This is a genomic window from Desulfogranum japonicum DSM 18378 (genome assembly GCF_000429945.1).
In the GTDB taxonomy this organism is placed as follows: domain Bacteria; phylum Desulfobacterota; class Desulfobulbia; order Desulfobulbales; family Desulfobulbaceae; genus Desulfogranum; species Desulfogranum japonicum.
Window position 1 is genome coordinate 92,034 of record NZ_KE386997.1, and the last position, 10,007, is coordinate 102,040.

Genomic DNA, 10,007 nt, shown 5'->3' on the forward strand with positions numbered 1-10,007 from the left:
ATCAGTATTCAGTGGTAGCAATATTTACTGAGGTGAGCAGGAGAAGTCAAGCAAAAAACAACTATTTTTTTGAAGGAAGATATAAATTGATTTGATTCAAGAGACAAGTTCAAGATACGCGTGATAAACATTGATAACTTCCTGAAGTTTAATAAAAACAGGTCAGGCACATAACCCAAAAAAGCTGCCCCGATGATATCAGGGCAGCTTAAACGTACCAGTAATGTATCAAGTACGCATTACCGCTTTTTCCAGCTTTGAATACCAGAAGTACGGGGATGCGGTACCTTGGCTTTTTTATTTATGCCAACTCCTGATGCCCCATTAGTACCGCCACTGGAATTAACAAGAATAGAGACGGTTCCATCATTTGACGTTTCAGTGCCACTATGAGTGCTGATGGTCGCCAAACCTTGTCCCAAACCTATTTTGGAAGTTGCCAGGCCACTACTCCCTCTCCACACATCATCATAATAAGCTGTTCCAGTCATGTAATACAAAGTCCAGAGGTAGCTATTTCCGCTGGGAATACAAATATCAGCCGAGGGAATAAAAGAAGTAAAGATAGCCAGTCCACCGGTAAGGGAAGGAAAGCTTAAAGTTCGCTCACCTTCCTGAGTTCCTGTAGAGGAAAGAAAATCGAGATACCAGCCACTATAATTTTTTTCCTGATCAGTCATCATACTGCTCCAGTCCGTTAACGTGCCATCAGCATCAACACGCTGATCAGTATACACTGTATAGTTGGTTGTATTCATTAAAGCTGTGGATTTGTTCACAGTGGACCAGTCCAAGTTGCCAGAAAGACTCAACGACTCCTTGATGCCATAAAACGATTGCGTATCCAGATTGGTCACATCACCGGCATCATAGTATCTGCCAGTTCCAAAATACAGCCAACGTCGTCCGGCACTATCATATCCGGTAATAAAACCAGCCGTAAGCGGTTGTTCCACGTCAATCAACACATTGTCGGCCACCCAGTTGGAGGGATCACGGTCATCATCCCCATCGTTGACATCGTCAATAACGATTCGTCGCATTTTTCCGGTCCAGGCAGGTGTTCCACCGTTGGTATCTGTCACTGTGCCAAAGTAGACAACGTCTGTATTGTAATCTGAATTCCAATCCACAGCTCCAGGATCAGTTACAAAAGTTTTTGCTTCAAGAGTGAGGTACGGATGCAAACCGGCTGTCAAGACACCTGTTTTTGGAGTACCGGAGACAGTCTGGGTAGTGAGGCTGTACAACTCGTTGTTCGTTGCCAGTTTGACCAGATCAATCATGTAAAACTGACCATTCTGATTACTGGTTACGCTCGTCAATAACGAAGGATCTGGCTCTCCGCTGGCATTAGCAGGACCTGAGCCAAAAGCTAAAAACCACCTATTTTCACCATTTTCCGGAGAAGTGTCATCGTATGTACCGTAAACTCCGTCGTGGTCGCCATCTTTCAATTTAACAACTGTCGGCATACCAAGGGAAAAGCCCATCTTAGGCATTCGTATTTCACCTAATAAAGTAGGAGGGATTTCTGGATTGGTTATATCAAATATTACATAGGCTGAGGACATAACTGGATCTGTCGAGACAGGTAAACTGCCATCGGTTTTATCCAGATCTGCCTGTACGGTTGCGCCTCCTAAACGCATACCTGCAACGAGTATAGTACCCCAGCCATTGGGATGATCAGTATCATCAGCAAATACCTTTGCGTCAAAAACAGTTGGTTGCAGATCCATATAATAGCTGTGCCCATAATCCGGATCCGTCAGCCAGTGTAAATGCGAAAGCAGGTTAAATGGAACATACGCCCACAACTCTGCTCCGAGCTCAGGATATGTGGTTGCACTGTTACAGGCGGTATCATTTGTTAGATCAGAATCCCAGGGGTTGTAACCGGAATTGATTTCACGACAGTATTGCTGGTTAAGGTCATCATAAAAACCACCGTTAAACGCATGCAACATGCCATCATTGGCTCCGGCATATATCACGTGACGTCGGTCATCATATTTTTTAGCGAAAGCTGCATAGCTGCTGTCGTAATATACTTGATTATAATACTCTCCGGTGGATGACACCAGAACAGGTGAAGAATAGACGATATCACCAAGCCGCCAGGTGCTACCGTTATAATACCTGGACCGCATTTCAGTGCCTTCCACATCTTTACCGCCAATATTTAAGACTTTCGGTTCACCAGTACTGTCCACATCATCCTGCCCACGCACCCAATTGATCTCGCGTTCTGTCTGTTTTAAAAGAAAAGTTTCAAAATCACTGGTACTGAGCGAAGAGATGGCTGTCGGCATATCTCCAAATGAAGAATACAGATGTAGGTAAGCATACAACCCTGAAGGGTCGCTGAGATCACTCACAGCCGGGGCTGTGGCCGGCCAGGTGAAATCTTTCACCTCACCGGTATCAACCAGATTATCGCTGTCTCCATCAACCCAGGTAAATATATACCTTTCCCGATTGTTAGAAATATACGAGGTACGCTGGGTAAGAGGATCCAGCAGGGAACTGTTGAGCCAGTCTGTAGAGTTCCACAGGAAATGAAAATTATCTATATCAACTCCGACTCCAACGTTCCACAAAATTTCTGCGTCGTCTAGTTTACCATTGCCATTGATATCATAGTAGCGGGTAACTCCACCTGACTCGGACACGAGAATGGCATCAATTTGAGATAAAAAGGGATGATACAACGGGTCATATACCGTAGCACAGGTCTCGTACTCGAAAACGTTGTTGCCATTGGCATCTTCTGTATCCAGTATACCGTTTCCATTGATATCTTCTCCACTATCAAGGGTGCCATTACCATTGATATCTTCGGTATCGAGTACACAATTAAAGTTAATATCTTCCTGTAATACTCCATGTTTACCATCCAAATCAGGTCCTTCAACATCAAGCTTATCGTTGTCATTGGAATCTTCACGCGTGTTTCCATAGCTATCAACAAACAATGCATGAAGTTGGCCGATCCAGGTCACGGTATTAGCTGCACCGCTTGTATCAGATTTCTTCGGATAAAAGACAGACTGATACAGGGCACCTTCACCGGAACGAGAGTTAGAGATAACCGAACTTGTTGTACCTGATGATGCTCTATTTAAAATATCGGCAAAAGATTTATTCAGCTGTTCCTGTAATCGCAAAGGATTGGTTACATAATAATACGTATCAGGAACACCATCATTATCCTCATCCCATTCCGAGGTTAAATTGGGGGTACCATCACTGTCGCTGTCTTCAAAACTTCCCCACTTGGCAGCATACCAGAGTGGATTCGGAATCAGGCTGGCTGCAGAAGCTCCCCCGGAACTGTCTGGATAGAACCTTCGTGTGGTAGACAGCGGCAGTACGCCTAAAGAGGAATCATGGGTATCTCCAGGATTGTCACGACCATTGATGGCAGCAGTGTCTGTAGGATCAATTGGGTCAACTCCAGGAGGTGTATCAATCCAGGTCAAAAAGTCCTGGGAAGATCCGGTATCAGAATCCCTCACTTCCAAGTAGGTACCATCTTTGGTTGTTCCGGAAATAATGTAGCCTGCATGTTGAATATAACCACCAGATGCACTGCCGGCTTCCAGGGTAATATCAACAGCTACAGCACTGGCCGTGTTGGTTACCGCATTGCCGCTGGCATCGACCAGTTGGAAGGTATATTTAACTATATCATCCATATCATGGTCAGCGCCCTGCTCAACGTCTTCATAATTGATTCTGAACACGCCATAGGTTTCTGTGAACTCTTCAACAAAGAAGTCTACAATGGTATTGGTAGGCCAGTATTTCCACACTGTCGATGTTCCCCTATTGCCGATGGTTTTAGCAAAAGGTACCAGGGTAACATCGGTTCCTCCCACATCAAGCTCAATGCGGGGCAACGGTGATGCCAATCCTACAGCATAGGTGCGTACACTCTGGTCATCGTTCACGGTGGGTTGCAGATCTGTTACATGTCCGTAATAAGCAACTGCAGCTGAATAGTAGCTTCCGCCTTTGGTTGGCTCTTCAGGACACAACCCGCGAATATCGCCAAATCCTGAAACGTTTTTTACACTGCAGACATAATCGAAATCAGCTCCGTTCTGACCAATATAACGATTTCCGGACTCACTCTCACCTGTGGAGATCATGTTGGCCCAATCTTCAACATTCAAATCTGTCACAAGATCATCGAGTTTCATGTCCGTACTGATTCCGGAACCGAAATTTGAATTGACTCCAGGTAAATCATCACCATCAAAAGTTGGATTGATATCGCTCAACACCAGCATGTATGGCTGGGAGCAACTATCATACCCTGTGCTTGGGTCGTAGGGATTATCCCAACTTGCCAATGGAAGCCCGAGTTTATAATCATCCAGGGTAGTATCTGTACCGTCATAGGTATAGGTTGAGGTCGGGCTCCCTTTACCGGCAAAGTATCGCTCTGTTTCATACATCATTTCAGCAATGGGATTTCCCCAGTCACGACACTTACCGTTAGTCATAGGCCCAGAAGTAATCCAGCCGCAGTTTTGGTTGTAGTTGCTTGTGCTGTAACTGTACCCTTGAATATGCATACTGTTAAAGGTATTTATAATACCGTTAACAGAGGTAAAAACACCTGTTGTCAAATCAATTTCATTAGAAATATCACCAACTTCCTTTCGCAACACACCACCTCTGGTGTTGTTGGTCCAGGACCCGGTCATCAGGCCAAAATACATCCGGCCGGTCTCACCGTGGCGCTGCAATAAACCAGTGGGCTTATAATTCCCGTCAGGGTATTGTTTGCAGTTAGACTCCAGCCCCACACTGGCATCACAGACCCTTACGCGAGTCTCATAATCTGTGATATAGGATCCAGCACTGGCTAGAGTATAGGTGGAAAGCATTAAATCTGAGAATGCACCTGCAGGGATAATCTGCCAACTGTTGCTTGAATCAGGACCATTCCAGTACAGAAAATACTGATCACCACCGCTAGCCTCTTCCATACGAAATTCCACCGTATGCGTGCCAGCAGAGAGAACCGTTGAACCATTGTGGCTTGTACCTCCGGAAACTCCATGGCCGCCATAATAACCGACTATCAGCTCATCAGGAGTACCACCGTCAATAATTACTTCAATGGCATCATCACCATCAACAGCGAATGAATAAGTGCCGCCTGTGGTAATATTTAGTGTACCAGTAAAAACAGCTAGATATTTTTCTTGTTGCGCACTTCCGCTGCTATATGGATTGTAATTTGTCCCATAAGGATTACCTACACCATCAATAGCACCAAAATCCGAGGTTGAAGGGCTTGGATACCTTTCGTTTACATGGTTGCGGATGCTATAATCAAGCCAAGAACCAGATCCATACTGATTGGCCGCAATAGCATAAGTAGTTACCATCAACTCGAAATCCGCATGATCCGTAGGGTGCCCAGGATGACTCCCACCACTGACTTCCAGGTTGTCCTTGGCAACCGGCGCCTCTGAAGAAACCCAGTCCCAAATTCTATTAGGATTATTCGGGAGTACGCGCAACAGAGGAGGCCCCCCATCAGTTTTGGTGGTAGACGCGAACAGGTGGCGCAATCCGCTGCCTGCTACAGGGGCTGTTAAGGGAGAATAATCTGAGATGTCATATCCATTAACAGCAACACTGGTATACTCTTTTCCCCAGGTATGGGCATCATGGGGTACGAACACGCGTTGAAGAACCGTATCACCGGCAGCATCGGTACTTCGATACCCTCCGTATAGTACCTTGCGAATGGTATCCATTCGGGACATAGTCAAATAGTTGAGAAAATCACCGCTCCATTCATTACTCCCGCTACATTTTTTATCTGTAGTTGTGGAACTTGGCTCAAAAAGAGGAGAACTTGCCGAGCTATCATAGGTATAGCATTTAAAATTATCGAAATACCCGTAATAATCAATGGATGTAGGATCATAGGTAACATCCAATTTGCCATCATCATTCAGATCTGAAGCATCGTTATATGCCTCATAATACAGCTTATGGTTACGCCCCATTACCAGCATAACCAAAGGAGGTGCACCAGAAGCAACAAAAGGTGGAACCACCTGGTAATCAATACTGGTGGCAGCAAAGGAAATCGGCACAGACAATACCGCAGAACAGATCGTTCCAACGAGTACCGATTTAGAGAATGTAAATCGTTTCATCTCAACATCCTATAGTTGTAATTTTTCGATCTGGTACACACGATTTCCCTCAACCAGCATCAACACCTCATTTCCAGTGCGAATCTGTTTTAAGGGAATATATTTTTTATACTCAGCCCCATTTTTTTTATACACCTGACGAACCACAACATTCTCCATAACCGTATACCTGGTATCACCAACCTTTATATACGTGTATGTGCTTTTCCACGGTTTATGGGTAACCTTACCATCCACCCATTGCCCGATGGCATCAGCCTGGCAAGGCCTGACCAAGAATAAAACTGCCAGCGTAAACAATAAAATCTTACTGCAAGCTCTCGACCAAATACATCGTAGGGTTATTAGTATTTCCTGCATGTGCCTAGTTCTCCTAACTTTTGCTTATATGTCAACTGCACTTGGGCCTGATTATTATTCAACCCCACGTGTTGAGAATAAATAGTCATATATCGACTTTTGGGCGGTGGTCCCCCATAATCGTTACCGGGCCCTTGCCCTCCCTCGCCTGGATCATTCCTGGTTACTCCCAACATCGCAATATTGGTATGCCCCAGAGTATCCTTTTGAGAGTTTGCAGTCGAGGGATCATCAGGAATACGCAAATCACGATATATATCCGATGGAACCTCATCCGCAGTGGTACCTGTTGTTGCTCCTTGAATATCGCTAACCAGCCGATTATCGGCAAAAGTTTTACTCAAGACATCCACTCCTGCAATGGCAAAAGGTGGGGCTGTTACAAATTGGCCTTCGCAAGCCATATTTTGCACAAACATCTCTATTCCCACTTGCGTACCACTATCAGCACGAAAAAAAGTCTGCTTGGCGAAACGATCATTTCCTGCAACGCGTAATTCAAATACACTTGTGGTTATGGCATAAACTCCGAGCAAACTAAGCATAATTAGAATCAGCAGAGCTATAATCAGTACAAAGCCGCTATCATTCTTTAAAAAATCGTGTTCTGAACTCACGTTTTTATATCTCCTGGTATCAATCTGAATCCACCATTTCCCTGAAGAGATGCAGATACAACGTATTGACATGATATAAAATATTACACTCTCTCAACATGTTTTCACCACATCAGTTTCACATTCATTCAAAGTCCCTGAAGACGGTTCGGGTTCAGAAAAAAATATGGTTTATTTAATATCATCCTTTATATACACAAACCTGATAGGAGTAGCCATCATCCGGTTATCCCCCTGTATATACATATAAATTGTTTTCAAATTAGGCGCTGGATGATCAACAGCTACGTTCCAGTATATCTGATAACCATCAGGTTGAGTGTTTGGTTTGCCATCAGCATTAGCGAAATCATCATCAAGCCCGAAATTATTGCCTGTATCATCTATGCCATCCCAATCTTTATCTTTATCAGTCCCATTTCCATCAACGTCTTCAAAGACAGCGTCTCTATATTTCTGGGCGACGAGTAACTCAACTTGACCAGCATTAGCATTGCTTGCAGTAGAAATAAGATTTGCTCGCACATTACTCTCCACTGCTGTTACCTGCATGGTATACAGACCAAGTATGCCAAAAACCAATAAAGCTATGGCAATCATGACCTCGATAAGAGTAAAACCATCTTGAGACAAATTATATTGTGTATTCATTACAGTCACATATTACGGAGATTTATTGTAGTTGTATACAATCGTCGACGCACATTATCGCTCAGAGGAATAGCAGGGTACGATGTACCACTCGGTGTATTGTAGGTCAGTCCGTTATTATTATAGTCTTTTGCTGGACGATTTGCCCTTGCAATCAAGGTAATTTCAACAGAACTGGCATTAGCAGGAGTACCAGTGTTTCCCCCTTGAGGATCTAAATAGCGAAACTCCAGCAAATCAAAATTTTCTGCTATGGCTTGTGGTGCAGCAGCATCATTGCCTTTATGATCTACTCGACCAAGCTTTGTTTTTCCATCGCTTGCACTGACATAAAGTCTATATGTGATGTCTTCACCATCATCTATGATGTCACCATCATTATTTAAATCAGCAGAAAATCTGATTTCGGACAATTCAGTTTTTTTGATGCCAGCACCAGCATCTCCATTTTCATCGTAGCCTGCCATTCGAAGTTCATTGGCCATGATATACATGGCAGCCCGGATATTCTGTTGCATCTCAGCAACATCTTCCTGTGCAAGATACGTACGTTGCTGAGCAATATAAGCGCCATAAATTGCGCCAATGATTATCCCGGAAATAGCAAGAGTAATCATTAACTCAACAAGAGTAAAACCTCTATCATTGCCTAAAGAAAAGGTGCTAACATGTTTTATTTTGCATTCTTTACCCATTGTACTTCAACTGTCCTATTACTATAATTTTATACGAACATTCCCGGATTTATTTACAACTACACTAGTCACCGTCCCCTGACTACTTGTAAATTCAATAGTGCCATTCGACCATGAACCTGGAATTGACGGAAGGGTGTTCGGTTGAAACACAATTGTCTTTTTGCCATCAGCATTAGCACCAAGATTATTGTTTGTAATGCTAACCTTACTTGGTAGAGGGCCAGCCAAAACGATGGGCTGCTCACCAGGATCAAAGGTGAAATCGCCATTATCATCCTGATACACGACGTATGTATAGGTATCCCCATTGACAGCCTGATTAAAAGTCAAAACACAATTGACATTACGACGAACAGCTTCACTTTTAGCTTGCATTAATGCCATATATAGACTTCTTGCTGCACCTTTAAGCTGCATATTTGGCATATACGCCATGAGTGCCGGGGTGGCAATTGCTAATGCTATCCCGATTATGGCGACCACCACCATCAACTCCACGGTGGTAAACCCACTTGTATTTGCTTTTTTCATACTCAAAAAACCTTTATACTTATTGATTATTACGTCAAATGTACTTAGCAAAATTTGCACCATTACAATTATTTTTTTTGTCAAATCAAAAATGATGATATTTCAGATAATTATCATTCATACTCACACAAACGAGATCATCCTACACCACAGCCAGTTAAATTTGTTAATTCTTGTCGCATTGCAAATGTAAAAAAAATTAACACATCTAGGAAACCTATAAACCGTACAAATAGACAATAATTTTATCTATTTTTTTCAATATGTTACAAATAAGCAGGCAATAATTAAGGGTTTAAAATTCAGAGTATTGAAACTAAGTGATGGTAGAAATCAAGACTATCTATTTACCCATATGCGTCAAAAAATCACTCCCAAAAAATACAAAAAAATGAATTATCGAGCATCCAGTGGTTCTTCACGGCGACAACACAACATAATCTCAAGAGCAAATACAACAGTAAAATTATTTTATAAAGTGCATAAAAACGAGAAAGACACATAAACGGGGCGCCGCCCCTGACAAACAGTAAGTTCTTTTTGGGAACATTGCTTAAGGTAACAGATAGCTGACAGCCAACATGGAAAGGAAGTTATAAAAAGACAAGAGGGTCTGAAAAAGGTACCGAAATGCAGAAGTATAAACCACTACATCGAATCATAAAAAATAGTCATATATTAAGCTAAAGTTTCCTGGAAATTATCACATCGCCGATCCCGGTTCCCCTACGCGACCATGCGTAGCAGTGTTCTGACAAAAGATTTTTGCGTCTTTTGCCTCGGTAACGGGCAAATCGATTGAAAATCCTCACTCAATGCGGCCTCGGCTATAATTCTTCGGACATCTGAAAATGCAAATCCGGAACGGCCGCGAACTTTATATTTGCGATCGGGCGCCTTTTGCAGTCGAGCCGCATAAACCCATGTCAGCGTTGTCGCCATCATGCAAAAGTTGAGAT

At 43.1% G+C, this 10,007-nt stretch carries 6 protein-coding genes and 1 pseudogene; all 7 read right to left on the reverse strand.

The window, feature by feature from the left end; genetic code table 11:
• Nucleotides 1-239: 239 nt before the first annotated feature.
• On the reverse strand, nt 240-6,191 hold the full coding sequence (locus tag G493_RS32840; protein WP_051310015.1) for a PilC/PilY family type IV pilus protein: 5,952 nt from the start codon (nt 6,189-6,191) through the stop codon (nt 240-242).
• 9 nt (nt 6,192-6,200) lie between these two features.
• A complete protein-coding gene (locus tag G493_RS0126285) occupies nt 6,201-6,467 on the reverse strand; it encodes a hypothetical protein (RefSeq protein ID WP_205623767.1) in 267 nt (88 codons plus the stop codon).
• A 68-nt stretch (nt 6,468-6,535) separates the two neighbouring features.
• Complete coding sequence (locus tag G493_RS32845; RefSeq protein WP_028582737.1) at nt 6,536-7,168, reverse strand: PilX N-terminal domain-containing pilus assembly protein; 633 nt, start codon at nt 7,166-7,168, stop codon at nt 6,536-6,538.
• A gap of 171 nt (nt 7,169-7,339) precedes the next feature.
• Nucleotides 7,340-7,819: a prepilin-type N-terminal cleavage/methylation domain-containing protein gene (locus G493_RS0126295; RefSeq protein ID WP_028582738.1), complete on the reverse strand. Its 480-nt coding sequence runs from the start codon at nt 7,817-7,819 to the stop codon at nt 7,340-7,342.
• Nucleotides 7,820-7,824: 5 nt separating this feature from the next.
• On the reverse strand, nt 7,825-8,514 hold the full coding sequence (locus tag G493_RS0126300; RefSeq protein WP_028582739.1) for a prepilin-type N-terminal cleavage/methylation domain-containing protein: 690 nt from the start codon (nt 8,512-8,514) through the stop codon (nt 7,825-7,827).
• Nucleotides 8,515-8,535: 21 nt separating this feature from the next.
• On the reverse strand, nt 8,536-9,048 hold the full coding sequence (locus G493_RS34565) for a GspH/FimT family pseudopilin (protein ID WP_161629896.1): 513 nt from the start codon (nt 9,046-9,048) through the stop codon (nt 8,536-8,538).
• A 726-nt stretch (nt 9,049-9,774) separates the two neighbouring features.
• Nucleotides 9,775-10,007: pseudogene (locus G493_RS34190) on the reverse strand (IS701 family transposase); the annotation flags it as partial.